The sequence below is a fragment of the Pseudomonas sp. GM21 genome (genome assembly GCF_000282215.1).
Classification (GTDB): domain Bacteria; phylum Pseudomonadota; class Gammaproteobacteria; order Pseudomonadales; family Pseudomonadaceae; genus Aquipseudomonas.
In genome coordinates, this window is the sequence record NZ_AKJS01000142.1 from 36,408 (window position 1) to 53,104 (window position 16,697).

15 protein-coding genes and 2 pseudogenes are annotated in these 16,697 nt (G+C 52.0%); 8 read left to right on the top strand and 9 right to left on the bottom strand.

Features of this window, described 5'->3' with window-relative positions:
* From PMI22_RS0129705 to PMI22_RS06155, 5 genes are all read left to right on the top strand, one after another.
* The gene (locus tag PMI22_RS0129705) at positions 1-1,332 is read left to right on the top strand and encodes a rhamnosyltransferase WsaF family glycosyltransferase (RefSeq protein ID WP_007948000.1); all 1,332 of its coding nucleotides are present in this window, start codon (positions 1-3) and stop codon (positions 1,330-1,332) included.
* A gap of 139 nt (positions 1,333-1,471) precedes the next feature.
* Positions 1,472-2,452, top strand: coding sequence for a glycosyltransferase family 2 protein (locus PMI22_RS06170; protein ID WP_007948001.1), 981 nt, complete (start codon positions 1,472-1,474; stop codon positions 2,450-2,452).
* Positions 2,433-3,107: a class I SAM-dependent methyltransferase gene (locus tag PMI22_RS06165; RefSeq protein WP_007948002.1), complete on the top strand. Its 675-nt coding sequence runs from the start codon at positions 2,433-2,435 to the stop codon at positions 3,105-3,107. The genes PMI22_RS06170 and PMI22_RS06165 overlap by 20 nt, the downstream gene beginning before the upstream one ends.
* The gene (locus tag PMI22_RS06160) at positions 3,088-3,501 is read left to right on the top strand and encodes a GtrA family protein (RefSeq protein ID WP_007948003.1); all 414 of its coding nucleotides are present in this window, start codon (positions 3,088-3,090) and stop codon (positions 3,499-3,501) included. Before PMI22_RS06165 ends, PMI22_RS06160 begins: the two co-directional genes overlap by 20 nt.
* A 93-nt stretch (positions 3,502-3,594) precedes the next feature.
* Entirely contained in the window at positions 3,595-6,180 is a 2,586-nt protein-coding gene (locus PMI22_RS06155; protein ID WP_007948004.1) for a hypothetical protein, read from the top strand.
* Between the two features lie 103 nt (positions 6,181-6,283).
* On the opposite strand, the gene PMI22_RS06150 is transcribed toward PMI22_RS06155, so the two are convergent.
* The 7 genes from PMI22_RS06150 to rfbB form a co-directional block, all read right to left on the bottom strand.
* On the bottom strand, positions 6,284-7,669 hold the full coding sequence (locus tag PMI22_RS06150) for an FAD/NAD(P)-binding protein (protein ID WP_033049593.1): 1,386 nt from the start codon (positions 7,667-7,669) through the stop codon (positions 6,284-6,286).
* The gene (cysC, locus tag PMI22_RS06145; RefSeq protein WP_007948007.1) at positions 7,666-8,259 is read right to left on the bottom strand and encodes an adenylyl-sulfate kinase; all 594 of its coding nucleotides are present in this window, start codon (positions 8,257-8,259) and stop codon (positions 7,666-7,668) included. The genes PMI22_RS06150 and cysC overlap by 4 nt, the downstream gene beginning before the upstream one ends.
* A 557-nt stretch (positions 8,260-8,816) precedes the next feature.
* Positions 8,817-8,963, bottom strand: coding sequence for a hypothetical protein (locus PMI22_RS32545; protein WP_443200814.1), 147 nt, complete (start codon positions 8,961-8,963; stop codon positions 8,817-8,819).
* Positions 8,964-9,031: 68 nt separating this feature from the next.
* The gene (locus PMI22_RS06140; protein WP_007948008.1) at positions 9,032-9,955 is read right to left on the bottom strand and encodes a glycosyltransferase; all 924 of its coding nucleotides are present in this window, start codon (positions 9,953-9,955) and stop codon (positions 9,032-9,034) included.
* A gap of 55 nt (positions 9,956-10,010) precedes the next feature.
* Positions 10,011-10,901, bottom strand: a complete 891-nt coding sequence (rfbA, locus tag PMI22_RS06135) for a glucose-1-phosphate thymidylyltransferase RfbA (RefSeq protein ID WP_033049605.1) — start codon at positions 10,899-10,901, stop codon at positions 10,011-10,013.
* Entirely contained in the window at positions 10,901-11,794 is an 894-nt protein-coding gene (gene rfbD / locus PMI22_RS06130) for a dTDP-4-dehydrorhamnose reductase (RefSeq protein WP_007948010.1), read from the bottom strand. The genes rfbA and rfbD overlap by 1 nt, the downstream gene beginning before the upstream one ends.
* Positions 11,791-12,867 carry a dTDP-glucose 4,6-dehydratase gene (rfbB, locus tag PMI22_RS06125; protein WP_007948011.1) on the bottom strand — a complete coding sequence of 359 codons (1,077 nt, stop codon included), beginning with the start codon at positions 12,865-12,867 and terminating at the stop codon, positions 11,791-11,793. Before rfbB ends, rfbD begins: the two co-directional genes overlap by 4 nt.
* Positions 12,868-13,228: 361 nt before the next feature.
* Between rfbB and PMI22_RS32550 the strand changes: the two are divergent.
* From PMI22_RS32550 to rfbC, 3 genes and pseudogenes are all read left to right on the top strand, one after another.
* A pseudogene (locus tag PMI22_RS32550) lies at positions 13,229-13,357 on the top strand (dTDP-glucose 4,6-dehydratase); the annotation flags it as partial.
* A pseudogene (locus PMI22_RS06120) lies at positions 13,358-13,504 on the top strand (dTDP-glucose 4,6-dehydratase); the annotation flags it as partial.
* Positions 13,505-13,587: 83 nt separating this feature from the next.
* Complete coding sequence (gene rfbC / locus PMI22_RS06115) at positions 13,588-14,133, top strand: dTDP-4-dehydrorhamnose 3,5-epimerase (protein ID WP_007948013.1); 546 nt, start codon at positions 13,588-13,590, stop codon at positions 14,131-14,133.
* Between the two features lie 389 nt (positions 14,134-14,522).
* Here the strand turns inward: rfbC and PMI22_RS06110 are convergent, their stop codons facing one another.
* Both PMI22_RS06110 and PMI22_RS30030 read right to left on the bottom strand, forming a co-directional pair.
* Complete coding sequence (locus tag PMI22_RS06110; RefSeq protein WP_007948015.1) at positions 14,523-15,728, bottom strand: hypothetical protein; 1,206 nt, start codon at positions 15,726-15,728, stop codon at positions 14,523-14,525.
* 22 nt (positions 15,729-15,750) lie between these two features.
* Positions 15,751-16,686 (bottom strand): helix-turn-helix transcriptional regulator, encoded by a 936-nt coding sequence (locus tag PMI22_RS30030; RefSeq protein ID WP_007948016.1) that lies wholly within the window; start codon positions 16,684-16,686, stop codon positions 15,751-15,753.
* Positions 16,687-16,697 lie beyond the last annotated feature (11 nt).

The window sequence follows — 16,697 nt, forward strand, 5'->3', positions numbered from 1 at the left end:
GTGAATACTCATTTACTTGCATCCCAAGTCAAAAAATCACTGAGTCACATTCGTCAGGAAGGCTTCTCTTCTTTCTTTAATATATTGTCGCGTCGTTTCAGAAGTTCCCGCTCGCTGTTCACCAAACCTGATGTTGTGTATGCCTACCGCTTCTTAAAGTTCGCACCGACTATTCAGCAACCGGACAACGCTCTGATAAACGCAGAAAAAACCATCAACTGGTACATCCCGCCGATTGGCAAAGGATCCGGTGGACACCTGAATATTTTCAGGTTCATGCAGCACCTCGGAAACCTGGGCTTCACCAATCGCGTAATTATTGTCGAAGAAGACAGTGCCCTTTCAGTCGCAAAGGTAAAGTCGACAATAATAGAGTGGTTCAACCTCGACAATATCGAAGTCTATTACATCGATTCATCCATCCCCTCTGCGGCGGCGTCAATTGCAACGTCATGGCAAACCGCCTACGCGGTTAAAAACATTAGCGCAAAGACTCATAAGTGCTACTTTGTTCAGGATTACGAACCCTGGTTCTATCCTGCCGGTACGGAGTACGCACTGGCAGAGCAGACCTTTCGGTTTGGCTTCCATGGGTTCACGGCTGGAGGCTGGCTGTCCAGCATACTGAACGAACGGTTCGGCATGCAGGCCACTGCGCTTGGTTTCTCCTATGACAGAGCGCTCTACAAGCCTCATCCCACTGCTGCTCGAGGAGCTGCCAAACGCATCTTCTTTTATGTCCGTCCACCTACGGCGAGACGGGCTTTTGACCTTGGCGTTCTCGTACTGGCGGAGCTTGCCCAGCGGGTTCCGGATATAACAGTTGTGATGGCCGGCTGGGGCGTGCACCACTACACGTTCCCGTTTGCCTGCGAGCATGCAGGGCTGCAGAACCCCGATCAACTTGCTAAGCTGTACAGCTCTTGCGATGCAGCGCTTGTGTTGTCGCTAACGAATCTGTCGCTGCTGCCTCTCGAGATCATGGCCTGTGGCGTGCCGGTTGTCAGTAACCGCGCCGAGTACACCGAATGGCTGCTCAACGACGACATCGCAATGTTGGCAGAGCCGACAATTGACGCACTGGCGAGTGCGTTGGAAAGGGTTTTGCTGTCACCGGAATTGACGCAGCCGCTCAAGGAGAACGCTTTCGCTTTTGCGGCATCCACCGCCTGGTCGGTGGAAGGGGACAAAATGGCTCAAAGGCTTCAGGAAATTTTATCCGGCCCCTTCCCTTCTGATTCCCGTGTGGCAGTTTCTGAGGCACAGGTTCCAAGCTTGGAAGCCGGCAAACCGAGCGGTTCCGAACCCCTTGGCACAGAAACCGAAAATTGACTCAATCTGCAGTCAACAACGCAATGAGATCATTCAGAAATCGGCCAGTGTACTGAGTCGATAGTTGATAGCATCGGTCGAGAGAAAGACCCGGAGCTTTCGTAAGAAAATGATAAAATCGTGAGACGGATGACTGAACATGATGATCATAGAAGATAAATATATAAAGTTGTCTATCGTTGTGCCTGTATACCGAAGCGCTACCATTTTGCCGACGCTGGTACAGCAGACACAGGACGCGATGGTTAAAGAGGGGCTTTCAGGCTCGTTCGAACTCATCCTCGTGAATGACGCAGGCCCCGATAATAGCTGGGCGATCATTCAGTCTCTGGCCGCGACTCATGATTTCATCCGCGGTATCAACTTACGAAAAAACGCCGGGCAACACAATGCAATCATGGCGGGTCTGAATCACGTTCGCGGCAAATTTGTCGCGATCATGGATGATGATCTCCAGCACCCTCCCAGCGCGCTCGGAGAAATGGTGCGAGCACTCGAAAATGGCTATGACGTCTGCTACACCCGGTACCTGAATCGGCAGCATGCCAAGTGGAAAAAGGCAGGCAGTCGCTTCAACGACTATGTCGCTACGATGTTGCTGGACAAGCCTAAAGGCCTTTACCTTTCCTCATTCAAGGCCATGCGGCGAGAGATCGTCGAAGAGGTCGTCAAGTACGATGGCCCTTATGCCTATATCGACGGCTTGATCCTGGATGTCACACAGTCCATTACAGCCATTGATATCGTCCACCTTGCCCGGCACGAAGGTGAAAGTAACTATAACTTTCGCCGTCTGTTATCGCTTTGGCTGAAAATGGCCACAAGCTTCTCGATTTTGCCTTTGAGAATTGCCACCTACCTCGGTTTTACCCTGGCAGCACTCAGCTTGGTGACCGCTGTTTTTGTGATTGTGGCGAAAGTATTACATCCCGAATATCCTCCGGGATGGGCATCGCTGATCGCGGTAATGTTATTTATCGGCGGCGTGCAGACTTTATGCATAGGAATGGTGGGTGAATACCTCGGCCGAACCTATTTGAAATTAAACTGCAAACAGCAGTTTATTATCGGCAGTACTACATGGCAAGGAACGGGATCACATGAACAAACCCGAGTTTGATAAGTTCGCAGATGAATACAACCAGGTTCTTGGCGAAACCATCCCCGACGCGTTGAATGAAGATGTTTACTTTGCCGAGTATAAGATAGCGCTTATGGCCTCCCGCCTGAAAGGCAAAAAGATCACCCGCATCCTCGACTTTGGTTGTGGCGCTGGCAGAAGTCTGCAGTTCATGAAGAACTATTTCCCGGATAGCGAAATTTGGGGCTATGATGTCTCCCCCGAGTCCTTGAAGGTCGCGTCGAGTCAATTACCGGAAGCCTTGCTGTTTTCGGACTGGTCGACCCTAGGCGATATTCAATTTGACGCTATCATAGCCGCCAATGTCTTCCATCACATTACAGTAGCAGAACGTCTGCCGGCGCTGGTACTTTGCCGAAAGTCACTAAGTGCCGAGGGGCAAATGTTCATGTTTGAACATAACCCTTACAATCCCATGACACGCTGGATTTTTGAACGCTGCCCGTTCGATACCGATGCCGAGATGCTGAATCTCAGCACCGCCCTCGATCTCGCGCGGAAGGCCGGTTATGCCTCAGAGCAACACTCCTACACATTGTTCTTCCCCAAGCAACTAGCCTTCCTGCGCAAACTTGAACCTTGGCTCAAACGCCTACCATTAGGAGCTCAGTACTATGTCCAGATGGCGGGCTGAGTCGACATACCTTGGGCGTTATATTGGAAGCGGCGCATTCAACACCTTGGTGGGCTTTGCAGTCATATTCCTGGCAATGTGGGCCGGCTTCTCGCCTTCCGCCGCCAATATTTCCGGCTATGCCGCAGGGTTTATATTGGGATTTGTATTGTCCAAAAAGATCGTATTTCGTAGCAACGGCAGCTTCGTAAAAGAAAGCGTACGCTACTTGATTGCGTTCTTGGGCGCATTCGCTTTGAACTTTATTGTTCTGCACATAGCATTGGACAAACTTGAGTTAGCGGCGGTGCTGGCTCAGATTGTCGCCGCGATCGCTTACACTCTGGCCATGTATGCCTTGACACGCTTTTACGTATTCTCGCCCGTCCTGGCTTCCAAAAGTACCCGTCAGTAACCGAACTGGACGATCGCCACAGAGCGTAGCAGCTCACCCGCCGCTCCTTGAACGTCAACTTGCACGGTACAAACAAGACAATGGAATTCAATAATGTCCAGTAAAAAATCTCTGATAATATCCGCAGTGATTGGAGCTTTGATCCTGGGACCGGTGTCCGTCGCGTTTTACCAAGCGCTGGGCGCGTTACCCTATAGCGTGCGCATGTTCAGTACCGGCCTCGCCATTACCATCTTCATCCTGGCATTTTTCTTGATCCTCCAACCCTTCCGAGAAATGGGGGCCGTTAAATATTGGTTACTTGGCGCCACGCTCCTGCTTGGATTGGGATTGTACGCCTCATCCGATATTGAAGTTCAGTCTGCGGATGTTGCTCAAGCGCACTACTCAGACGGCACGCAAATAGAAGATGTCAAACCCTCCAGCGTAAGCGCTTGGGGCCGCGCGGTCAGTGGCTACAATATGCACCCCGCGTACGGGACAGCAGTCGTTTTGAATTCCCTGGTAGCCACATTTGCGTCCCACCCCGGCAAGGTCAATCTGCTGTTCGCCAAACCCCCATATGCTTTATTCCAACGCGACGGCACGCCCACTGCGAGTGACGGCGTTTCTGTCGAACTCAGTGCCTTTGACGCAAAAGGCAATCTTGGCTATTCACAGACCTTCATGATTTCCCAGGAAAGTTTCCTGAAAGACAAGTGGATTGAGAAAGCCGTACGGATGGACGCCGGCATTGCTTCAATGAAAGTGACACTGGGATGGGGGCCTCCTGGAAGCACACCTAATTTCGATGCCACGATTGTCGGATTCCAGGTTTGGAATTGGCATACCTATGCCGGGTTAATCGGGAAAGTGATGCTCGTGTGCATTGGTTTCTTCGTCGTTGGACTGTTCCTGGTTCTCAACCTCAACTTTCCTACCAAAGGCTTTGTGGGCAGCCGGCAAACCGCATTCTCGCGGACCCTTTTCTTTTACGTTTTGGTGCTCGCCTGCGTGGTGCTTCTGGCCTATTGGTCCGAAAGCAAGACTTCATACGTGTTTTACTGGGACTTCCGAAACTACTGGGAAAAAACCGAGTCGCTGTATGAACTTTTCATAGCAGGCTCGTGGGCACAAGCTATAGGCATGTTCTCGTCTACTTACGCAACGGATTATTCAATGCTGCCGTCGGTGTTGCCGGCACTACTGAGCCTCGTGACAGGCTACCCAACACGAATCAACTACTCGCTCATCATCACGGTGCTATACGCTGTTCCGGCGTATATCATGGTGGCCTACCTCGCCAAAAGACTGATTGACGGGAAGCCCCTAACAGGCAATACGCCGCTGCGAAGCGGATGGGTTCTGGCAAGTTTTCCGGTCTTCTTTGGTCTACCCACCTACTTCGGGACAACGCTTTACCTGATGCCGGACATCGGTGGCGTCATCCCGTTTGTGGGCGCGTTACTGAGCGCCTCGACCTTGGTCGACGCGATCAGGGTAGAAGAGGATAAGACGCAGCGCTGGAAGATATCGACGACGCTTTTACGAGCCAGCATCAGCCTTGGCGTACTCTTCAGTCTCATGTTCGTTTTCCGGCGCTGGTATGTATTTGCTGCCGTTGGGATAGCATGTTCGCTGTTTGTTCTGGTACTGATTGAGATAATTCGCACTCAATCTCGGGGAAGGATAGCATTCCGCGCTATAAGCGCTGCAGTGCTAATGGCGTTTGCGGCTTTACCTCTGTTATGTTGGGTTCTGTTTGTCTGGTCGCGTGATTTTGGTCGGCATGACTACTCAACTTTGTACGCGGCTTATCAGTACTCACTAGGTTACGATGTTGAACTTTTCGGAGTCACATTCGGCTTCATTGCCCCTCTACTGTGCGTGGCTGGCGGCGCGCTTTTGTACCGACAAAGTAAAGCAAGGTCTCTCCTATTCCTGCTCACTGTATCGACATGTATTGCTTGCGTATTGTTTCTTCACGTGCAAAGTCCGGGAAGACACCACTTTCTCCTGCTCATGCCCTTGCTGGGTGCATGTCTGGCAGGGCTAATCTTACTGCTTGCTCGTCGCTTTGGCCCTATCGCACCCATTTGCCTGACTCTCCTCCTCGTAATTGGCAGCACGGTGACGACGCTATCCATAAAAACCAGGTTCGATACCACCGCTTTTGCCTTGGATTGGAAACCACAGCACCAGAAGTATTCTGGTGGATTTATCGAGCTTTCACAGTGGCTTGAATCATCAGAAAACAAGAATAAGAAATTTTGTTTGATCGCCTCCAGTCCTGCTATTAATCAAGGAGTATTCGGCCAACTTTGGCAACTAGTGCCGAGCATCCCCAAACACTCCTACGACCAACGCTTGATTCAACTGGGGCAAGTAGACAGTGTCAACGGTCCACCCATGCCGACTATCAGACAATGCGAAATTTTTCTGGTCGGTGTACCCTTTCAAACACACATGCCTCTTGGTCGGCAATCCACTTTAGAAATTGTTCAAAAAGACATGCTCAATGGAACAGGTATCGGTGCAGCTGTTGCACCGACTCCCAAGGTCTTCTCAATGGGCGACGGTATAGAAATGCGCGCGTATCAAACGGTACGAGACATAACCGATGAAGAGTATGCAGACTTGGTCAAGCGCTTTCTGGATGGCAAGGGGGCTGGCTATATCAATCCTGCCGCCAACCTATGAACCAGGTTTACTGAAGCCCTAAACTCAAAAGCCCCCAACCGTACCTGATCCATCTGGTACGGTTGGGGCTTTGGCAACTCTGGGTAATGCATGGAGAAACCGACTATATCGAGTCGGAACCCACGGGCGCGGTGAAAGCTTGAGCGACTTGAATAGCCAATGCACGAGCATGTTGGCGAAGCTCTGGGACAGCGGTGGCCTCCCACAATTGAGCTTTGAGCATAGGGCCTACGTAACTTAACCACCCTGAGCTTTTCCCTGAGCTATCCACAACCGCGTAGTCTTTACCGACATTGATTCCAAGGTTCAATGCATCAGCGCAGATCATTGCCTCTTTCGACAAGTACGAAATAAAGGTATCGGTAATTTTCCTGATGTCTGTGCATGGTCCTGTGCAGTTGATGACTTGATCGAATTGGCACTCAACAATATTGTCGGTGCCTCTAGTCTTGATTCGTACCGAAACGCATGGCTCTTCAAGGGCGATCGACATAATCCTCCCTGCGATCGATCTGACATCGGAAGCTGCGAGAGCATCTTGGTAAATCTGAAAAGTCTTTGGCGCCACGCGATGCCGATACACATCCCAATGGGGTTGCACGTGACGCAGGAATCGCTTGCGCTCATCAAGTGACAAACCTTCCCACAACTCGGATGTAATGGGCCTAATGGCGGCGACAACTTCCCGCCAGTGCTCCGGAGACCGGGCTATTTCCCGACGAATCAGTCTCATATAGGACAACACTGACCGCGGAGCGGTTAGAACATCAGCACAAATACTTGTAGAAAATCCCGCGGCTGGCATCCGTTCGCGGTGAGCCGTAGGCAACAATCCTCGACGCGAAACCATAGTTACTTTGGCATCAGGATGCGATTGACGCAGGGAGATCAAGGTATCGACCGCCGTCAAACCACTACCGACCAAGAGAACGCGCGGTGCTTCATGGGAGACCACCTTAGCCGTCGTAGACCATGGGTCTTCTATATAGGCGGAACAGCTATCGAGTTGCTGTAATCCGTGGGGCCTGACAGGGGAAAAATTGCCGAACGCCAAAACGACGTGATCCGCAACAATTCGCTCCCCTGTATGATTTTCTATTGTCACCCCCGTGCCAGTTGGCTGGATCGAAAGGACCTCTCCAGTGATGCGCGAGCATTGTACGCTGGACTCCGCTTCGGCCTGGCTTAACAGTTCGCTTAGATAAGCGCCATACATCTTCCGGGAAACGAAGCTGCCGGAATGCGTATCAGGGTCGATCCTTTGGCAAAAGGCAAGAAATGAGTCTGGACTATCCACCAGGGCGGACATATTGCCCGCAGGTACGTTCAGCAAATGATGAGGGCTGTTTGTGCCATAGGCGAGGCCACGCGCCATATTTCCTGATCGATTGACAATGATAAGCTGAGACCCCTTGGGTGCGCGCTTGAGAAACTCAATGGCTGTCACCGTCCCACTAAAACCTGCACCGATAATGACTAGCCGTTTCACTGAGCATTCCATCGTTCGAAATAGTCTATGACGATGTCTACACCGCCCTCTATTGAATGATTCAGGGTATCTATTCTTATCTGCGGAGAAGTGGGAGCTTCATAGGGTGAATCAATACCCGTGAAGTTTTTGATCAAACCCTGCCGCGCCTTGCTATAGAGCCCCTTGGGGTCACGTCGCTCGCATTCGCTGAGCGGTGTATCGAGGTAGACTTCGATAAAGGAGTCATCTCCGATCACACTGCGCGCGAGGGCGCGATCACGATGGAATGGAGATATGAAAGAGGTGATGACAATGAGTCCGGCATCCAGGAAAAGATTGGCAACTTCCGCGACACGCCTGATGTTTTCTTCGCGATCCTGATCTCCGAAACCAAGATCCTTACACAAGCCCATTCTTACGTTATCACCATCCAACAAATAAGTATGATAACCCTTCGATATGAGTCGTTGTTCAAGCGCATCCGCCAGAGAAGACTTTCCCGAGCCACTGAGACCGGTCAGCCAAATCACTACAGGGCGTTGATTTTTTTGCTCGCCACGCACACGACTGGTCGTCGAAATATGTTGACAAGTGATATTATTCTGCATAATTTCTCGCCATTTTGATGTCTTGACCGTTTTCCAGTGGCGCACCACACCGACTGATGAACGCTCAAAATTTTAGACCGCCCAGCATAGTGTAGCTAGGTCGCGATACCGGATCCTATCTGCAAAAGACCTGCGTGAGAGCGCTTTCCCATGCCTCTCTCAGGACGCTGTGAAAAGCGAATCCATTGCCCCGGCGAAGCGTCTTTAAGCGCAGCAGCGCCCGCGGGAGTAAAAACCATCACACAACCAGGCTTCTGCGTTTCTATTGAACCTTACCAGCTCTCAATCGGTAAGCGATGTAGATCAGAGGAGCAAAAGCAATAAAAACTCCACCCACTACGCTCAACTCGCTTAGCGCAACCAGTATCGAAACAGGCAGCAGGAAAAACACGGTTATTTCCACAACCGCCAGCGTGACCTTTCTATGCCCTACACGCTGAGCGGCGTTTTGATAGGCATGAGAACTATGCACCTGATCACCCTGTCACCACGAATCAACCGCCGAGCAAGTGTCCACGTTGCATCGACGACGAAAACACCAAGTAGAATGATCCAACTCAACAGCAGTTCAGATTTGCTCCACACAGTTTGAAGCGCCAAAACACCCATAACGACACCAAGAAAACCACTCCCCGCGTCCCCATGAAAATCCGTGCTGGCGGAAAATTCCACCACAGAAATCCCGACACTGCTGCCGCCAACATCAGCGATACCCAGATCAGTTCGATCACTTCCACAAAACCAGTAAACCAAGCACATCCCTAAGCAGACGCTATTTAGCTTTATTTCCTATCAACGCGACGGCCCAGCAGACACAAAAGAAGAAGACTTTATCGCGAACTCGGCGCCGGCATTTCCAGGCGCTGAAGGACAACGTCATTAGTTGCCAACGTCGCAGTGGCAACCAAGCCTGAACGAACGGTTCAGCGCCCATCCCCACCAAGCGTGTGATCAACCGAACCTGATTGAACCACCAACCGTCGTGAATGATTTTATAGCGGGAGATAAGCGGGCTCAACCCAGTATTGGCGCCGACTTGATTGCTCTCGTGCTGGCGATAGTCCATCGACGGTGCAGGATCGATGTACCAGCGGTGACCATGACTACGGGCAAAAGCGTAGCAGTACCAGTCATGCAGGCCAACGTTCTGCAGCTCCTGCCAATTGGCGAGTATTGAGGCCTTCAGTGCCTCTGCCAGCTCTTTGTTCAACACGTAGGTGCAGCCGGGACCTGCCGCTTCGAACAAAAAGTCCCAGCTGACTTGGGACTGTGCCTTGTCCAGCAAGTGGGTTCTACCATTTGGCCAAAAAGCCGTGACGTTGCTGGAGTAGGCATCTACTTGACGGGTTTGAATCGCTCGGGTCGCCCGCTGTAATTTGTTTTCATGCCAGACATCGTCCTGATCGGCAAAGGCGACGAAGTCGTAACCGTCTAGGTCGAGATCGCGGATCAGTCGGAAGAAGTTGCGAGAAGCGCCGCCGAAGCTACCGGCGGCCGGCAAGACGACAACGCAGGGATGCTGAGCGGCATAGGCCGCGCACCAAGCTTCGGTACCGTCAGTGGAGGGGTCGATACTGATGTGCACGTTTACGTCGACGACTGATTGGCCGAGGATCGAGGACAACTGCTCCTCGATCCACTGCATGCCATTGTGGGCAGCCAGCAAAACCGCAACCTTGGGATGTTTTACTGGCATACCAATCCTGCTTAAACGGTTCGAATGTTGGCGCCCGGAAGGCAACGCGATCGACTTAGTGGGAAGGCGAGTCCAGCAGCTTCTGCAGGTACTGACCGTAGCCGGTCTTCTTCAGAGCATCGGCTTGAGCACCCAACTGCTCGGCAGTGATCCAACCGTTGTGGTACGCAATCTCTTCCAGGCAAGCCACTTTCAGCCCTTGCCGCTGCTCAATGGTGTGCACAAAGTGACTGGCTTCAACCAGCGAATCGTGGGTACCGGTGTCCAGCCAGGCGAAGCCGCGACCGAGCATTTCGACATTCAGCGTCTTTTGCCCAAGATAGGCGCGGTTGACGTCGGTGATTTCCAGCTCTCCGCGCTCGGACGGTTTGATGCTCTTGGCAATTTCGACGACCTGGTTGTCGTAGAAATACAGCCCGGTGACCGCATAGCTGGATTTTGGCTTAAGTGGCTTCTCTTCGATGCTCAGCGCGCGCCCCGAGCCATCGAACTCAACCACACCGAAGCGCTCCGGATCGGAAACGTGATAACCGAAAACCGTTGCCCCATGGGTTTGAGTGCTAGCAGAACGCAGATTGTCCGAGAAGTGCTGACCGTAGAAAATGTTATCGCCCAGAATCAGACAGCATGGATCTTTACCGATGAACTCTTCGCCAATGATGAACGCCTGTGCCAGGCCATCAGGGCTAGGTTGCTCGGCGTAAGTCAGCTGGATACCATAGAGACTCCCATCCCCCAGCAGCTTGCGAAAGCTCGGCAGGTCTTCAGGGGTAGAAATGATCAAAATCTCACGCAGGCCCGCAAGCATCAGCACCGACAGCGGATAAAAGACCATCGGCTTGTCGTAGATTGGCAGCATCTGCTTCGAAACGGCGAGGGTCAACGGGTGCAAACGCGTGCCCGAGCCGCCTGCGAGGAGGATACCTTTACGATTTGTCGTGTTCATCATTTATTCAGAACTTCCATAAGCATTCGGGTTACGCCACTTTGCCAATCAGGCAAGTGCAGAGAAAAATTGTCACGCAGCTTCTGAGTATTCAAACGCGAATTCAGAGGTCGACGCGCAAGTGTTGGGTAGGCCGTGGTGTCGATCGGATTGATTGCCGTCACCGCCAGTTGTTCGCCATGGCTGCGGGCGAATTCGATCACATGACTAGCATAGCCGTGCCATGACACGTCGCCACTGGCCGCCAAGTGATACAGGCCTTCGAGTTCTGGATGCTGTATGACTTTCTGAATGGCCTGGGCCGTTACGTCTGCGATCAGATCCGCACCGGTGGGTGCGCCGATCTGGTCTGCGATGACACTAAGGGCTTCCCGATCCTTGGCAAGACGCAACATGGCCTTGGCAAAGTTGTTGCCGCGCGCGCCGTAGACCCAACTGGTGCGAAAGATCAGGTGTTTGCAGCCCGAAGCGGTAATGGCCTGCTCGCCAGCGAGCTTGCTCGCACCGTAATGATTCACTGGCGCAACCGCTTCATCCTCTTGCCATGGCTTTTGCCCGCTGCCGCTGAACACGTAGTCCGTCGAGTAGTGAATCAGCCAGGCATGAAGGGACAATGCTTCCTCGGCCAGAACCTGGCTCGCCAGTGCATTTACGCGAGTTGCAAGTTCAGGCTCTGATTCAGCTTTGTCCACCGCGGTGTAAGCTGCAGCGTTGACGATGACGTCGGGATTGACCTTACGAATCGTTGCGCACAGTGAGTCAAGTTCGGACAAGTCGCCACACAGCCCATAGACCGTTTGACGGTCAAGAGCAATTACCTCTCCGAGTGGTGCAAGGGAGCGCTGTAGCTCCCAGCCGACCTGGCCGTTCTTTCCAAGCAGAAGGATTTTCATGCTTCGCTTGAGCGGTCGGCGTAGTTTTTATCAATCCACTGTTGATAGCTGCCGCTTTTCACGTGAGCAACCCATTCAGTGTTCTCGAGGTACCACTCGACGGTTTTGCGAATGCCAGTCTCGAACGTTTCTTCAGGAACCCAACCCAACTCGCGCTGGATTTTGCTGGCATCAATTGCGTAACGCTGGTCGTGGCCTGGGCGATCTTTAACGTAAGTGATCAAGCTGGCGTGGGGCCGATGCATGGAGTCCGGACGCAGCTCATCAAGCAAGGCGCAAAGGGTGTGCACCACTTCAATATTCTGCTTTTCGTTGTGACCGCCAATGTTGTAGGTCCCGCCGATCACGCCTTTGATCACGACCTGATAGAGCGCACGGGCGTGGTCTTCAACGTAGAGCCAGTCACGCACCTGGTTACCCTTGCCGTAAACCGGCAGCGGCTTACCTTCCAGCGCATTGAGAATGATCAGCGGGATCAGCTTCTCAGGGAAATGGCATGGGCCGTAGTTGTTCGAGCAATTGGTGACTAGGGTTGGCAAGCCATACGTACGGCTCCAGGCACGAACCAGGTGATCTGAACTGGCTTTACTGGCCGAATACGGCGAGCTTGGCTGGTAAGGCGTGGTTTCGGTGAAGAGGTCTTCCGGCCCCTCTAGGTCGCCGTAGACTTCGTCGGTCGAAATATGATGGAAGCGGAAGTTGGCTTTCCGCTCATCATCCATGGCACTCCAATAGTGGCGAGCAGCCTCTAACAAAGTGTAAGTGCCGATGATGTTGGTCTGGATGAACTCGGAAGGGCCGGAGATCGAGCGATCGACGTGGGATTCAGCCGCCAGGTGCATGATCGTATCGGGCCGGTGCTCGCGCAGGACGCGATCCACCTGATCCCGGTCGCAGATATCCACTCGCTCGAAAACATAGCGCTCACTTTGAGCCGCTTCTGCCACAGACTCGAGGTTGCCAGCGTAAGTAAGCTTATCGAGGTTGATTACGGAATCTGCAGTATTGGAGATGATGTGGCGAATGACTGCTGAACCAATAAATCCAGCGCCGCCGGTTACTAGAATTTTCACGCGAAAGCCATACCCTTGAGTTGCTGACAGGGCTGCACACCGAGCGCTGTCTAATCCATGAATACAAAAGTTACCATATTAGCCGTAGCTTCTGACGAGTGATCCCTCCGTACCGATATAGAGACCCCCTATGGAATCTCCGGCTATTCAGACAGACGCGGCATTTTATATGATTAAAGAAGGATTTACTCACGGGCATAGACAAACAACGCGTAAAAAATTCGATGTGCACACCCTGCCTTTGTCGCAATCAGCGCCAAGCGCTTGCGTCGCGCTCGTGCGGTGCGACTGACGAACCAGCCGATCAACGGCCCAATCAGCATCCCTATCAACAACGCCACCTGCACACTATGCCCGCCATCTGATCCAGCACACCGAACACGAAGTGCTCAATTTGGACAAGCTGACCTACGCTGGCAATCTGGAGTCACTGACCAGCATCGCGACCGATACCCGCTATAAGTTCGTGCAGGCCGATATCGTCGATCGCTGGGTTCCCGAAGATACCTTCGAAAGCGGGCTGCGCAAAACCGTCGAGTGGTACCTGGACAACCTGGAGTGGTGCCAACAGGTCCAGGACGGCAGCTATCAAGGCGAACGCCTGGGTTTCACTGATTTCAAAGATCTGATTGCCTGATCAAGACGTTGTTCTAATATGTCCGTTTTTTTGGCCAATACCGGCCACGGCTATTACCCGTTCACTATCGCTGGAGAAAACCAATGAATGTAGCCACCACCGACCTGCCCGGTGTTCTGATCATCGAACCCAAGGTATTTGGTGACGAGCGCGGCTTCTTCTATGAAAGCTTCAATGCCAAAGCTTTCGAGAAGGCGACCGGCCTGAACACGCAATTTGTTCAGGACAATCACTCCCGCTCGCAAAAAGGTGTGCTGCGCGGTTTGCACTACCAACTGGAAAACACTCAGGGAAAGCTGGTGCGGGTCATCGCCGGTGAAGTACTCGACGTCGCAGTGGACATCCGCCGCAGCTCGCCGCATTTCGGCCATTGGGTTGCGGTGCGTTTGTCGGCTGAAAACCATCGCCAGCTCTGGGTCCCGGAAGGCTTCGCCCACGGTTTCGTCGTGCTGAGCGACTTCGCGGATTTTCTCTACAAAACCACCGACTACTACACGCCATCGGCCGAGCGCTGCGTTCGCTGGAACGACCCGACACTGGCCATCGACTGGCAGCTCAGTGAAACGCCACAGCTTTCGGCCAAGGACCAGACAGGCAAAACCCTGCAAGAGGCCGATCTGTTCCCGTGAGCGTTCTCGGGCGGTCGCGGCTAGACATAATGCGCCTGCATCCAACTCTACCGGGCGGCGAGGCCGTCGATGGATTTTCGAAAGTCCACGAGTTTGGGGTAGAGGTACACTTTTTCAACTTTGGCGTCGGGACGCATCATGGTTGCGGGATCCTGAAAGAGATCGGGAACACAGCACCAGGCTTCAATTCGCTGCGTTGAATGTGTGCTCGGTGGATCGCTTACAAAGCATCCGTCCTGATGATCTCCTGCGCGGAGCGCCTTGGTCTCCAAATTGCTGAAACGAAACCACGCGGGTGTGATATCGAGTGAGGTATACAAGCCACTGAAGAAAGATATCGGATCGCTCTTCAGCCTCACACTGATAGAGAGCCTACAGCAAGTAGGCTCTCAAATACTGGCCGGCTCCATCGGTGGGAGCGTCAGCATAGGAAGCCGTGAGTTGGGTACCTTGGGTTTCGTCTCCCCACGCGCAGCCTTTTTCCCCACAAGAGCAGAGGTACTGAACAATCGTGCGCGCGGCTCAAGATTTACGCACATTATGAAGTTTGCAAACGCAAGATACTCCAAATACTCCCTGAAAAGCTTGGCATTATTGCGTGCAACACTTCCATCAGAGGGGAGCATAGAGGCGCCTTGCCTGCTCGGACCATAACGACCTTTTCCTGATATGTAACGCAAACCGTAACCAACATCCTGCTGAAAGATTGGGAACGTATCGTAGCATCCTTGGACACCTTGCCGCCGCGCCAAGTCCTTCCAAAGGTTACCCAAGTAATGCACCAGATAATGGTCAGTCCGTGCAAAACTTACATCAACAAAGAAAATGCAGTGGCAATACAAGCCCCGACCTCGACTAAGACGAGAAAAATTCATATACCCCGATACACCATGCCACTCCGAAGACGTCTTGGAAATCGTGTTTGCAAACTTTCCAAAAAGCTTGGCTAGCACATCATGCACATGATTTAACTGCCCATCAAAATCCACCAGGCCGCTCAGATAAAAATTAATTTTTAAAATCCGAGCAGCATCACTACGCACCATCTGTGCCGCGTGAGAAATACACTTATCAATGCATCGATTGGCTTTCTCTAAACGGACTCGAATTTTCTGTTTGAAAGCAAACAGGGAAAAGCAATCAGCCAATTTATAGAGAAAGTCAGAATTCACTCGATGGTCATGAGCGTTCGTAACCTTCTTGAATACGGGAGGAAAGCCAACCACATTAACCCCCGCACTAATGGCTGCCGAATAAAAGGCAGACAAGAGTGGATTATAGTCAAACTGCGGGTTGGGGGGCAGAATCCAACCTTTCCCTAGGAATCCAGAAAGAGACTTAACTTCATTATCAACAAACATTCCTTCCCACTCATGCCCTGAGAGAGATCGCCTCAATCGAAAGTCAGTCAACTTAAACACTGTAAAGCACATCATATTTGCCAAACCGATAAACTCAGTAGTGATTTTTTGAGCAGAAGAATCAAATCCAAGCTCACGGCACCTATCCGCCTCTGCATATTCAAAAGCTAGAGCATGCAAGTGCCGAAATACAAACGACTCGTTGAGATCTCGTATTGAGAGTTGAGAATCCATAATCATCTCCTGCAGAACTTCATCATGCTTTCAGTTTGCGGGAAGCAATCCAGCCCCTGATCTCCGACTCACGCCAGCGCACTGCCGTCGATCCAGTATCGATTGGCCTCGGAAAGGTTGGGTCGTAACCTTTATTTTGCGAACTCCGGAGATTATTGATCTTAGAGCGACTAAAACTCATTATCTCTATCAAGTCTTTCATGCTTAGCAGCCTGTCAGACTCGCCATACGAGGTTTGCAGCGTCGGCACCTCCGTCACTGCCGCCACTATTGCCTCCTCCGAAGAAGATGAAAGAGAGACGACTACATTAGTTTGAACGACGCTCTCTGCTGCCAAACTTAGAGCTGAGACGAGCTTAGCTACGCCATCCGAAGTAATACACAATTCCTGCGTCGTGATTGAAATATAAGACGGCGCGCTATAATAAAAACTTAGCCACGCGAGCTCAGGAGAACTCCCTGCTGGGTAGGCGCCAAAGCACCATTGCACAGAATCGTCAAAGCCAGCCAATTTGTAACCCGGATTACTGTCCGGCTTGACCAAGCTATAATCCCCACCACCATCCACGCCTATTCCACAATCAAAAACCTGCTGCGAAACAGAAAAATTCTGGCCATTCCTCAAGGCTTTCAACATTTGCTTAACACACAGTTTGCTCACTCGTAGCAGGCGTATTTTTTCGGGTAATGCATGCGGCACACTGATAGCAGGCCGCGCCTCAACCGAGGCAAACTCAGAATAAGCAAGCAGGTAAGTTGGAATATCCAGTTTCGTTGTGGCCGCATCAATGCAATACACATCAAAGTGAGCACCGACATCCACAAACAAGTCCATGACGCCATGCTCGGCAAACCCTAGCATCTTGTCAAAATGCAGACCGTGTTCAGCCATTACACTCACTAGGCTAACCACCCCCAAAGCCGAACCGACCGCCACCCCATCAATACGCACAACCATCGATTACCAGA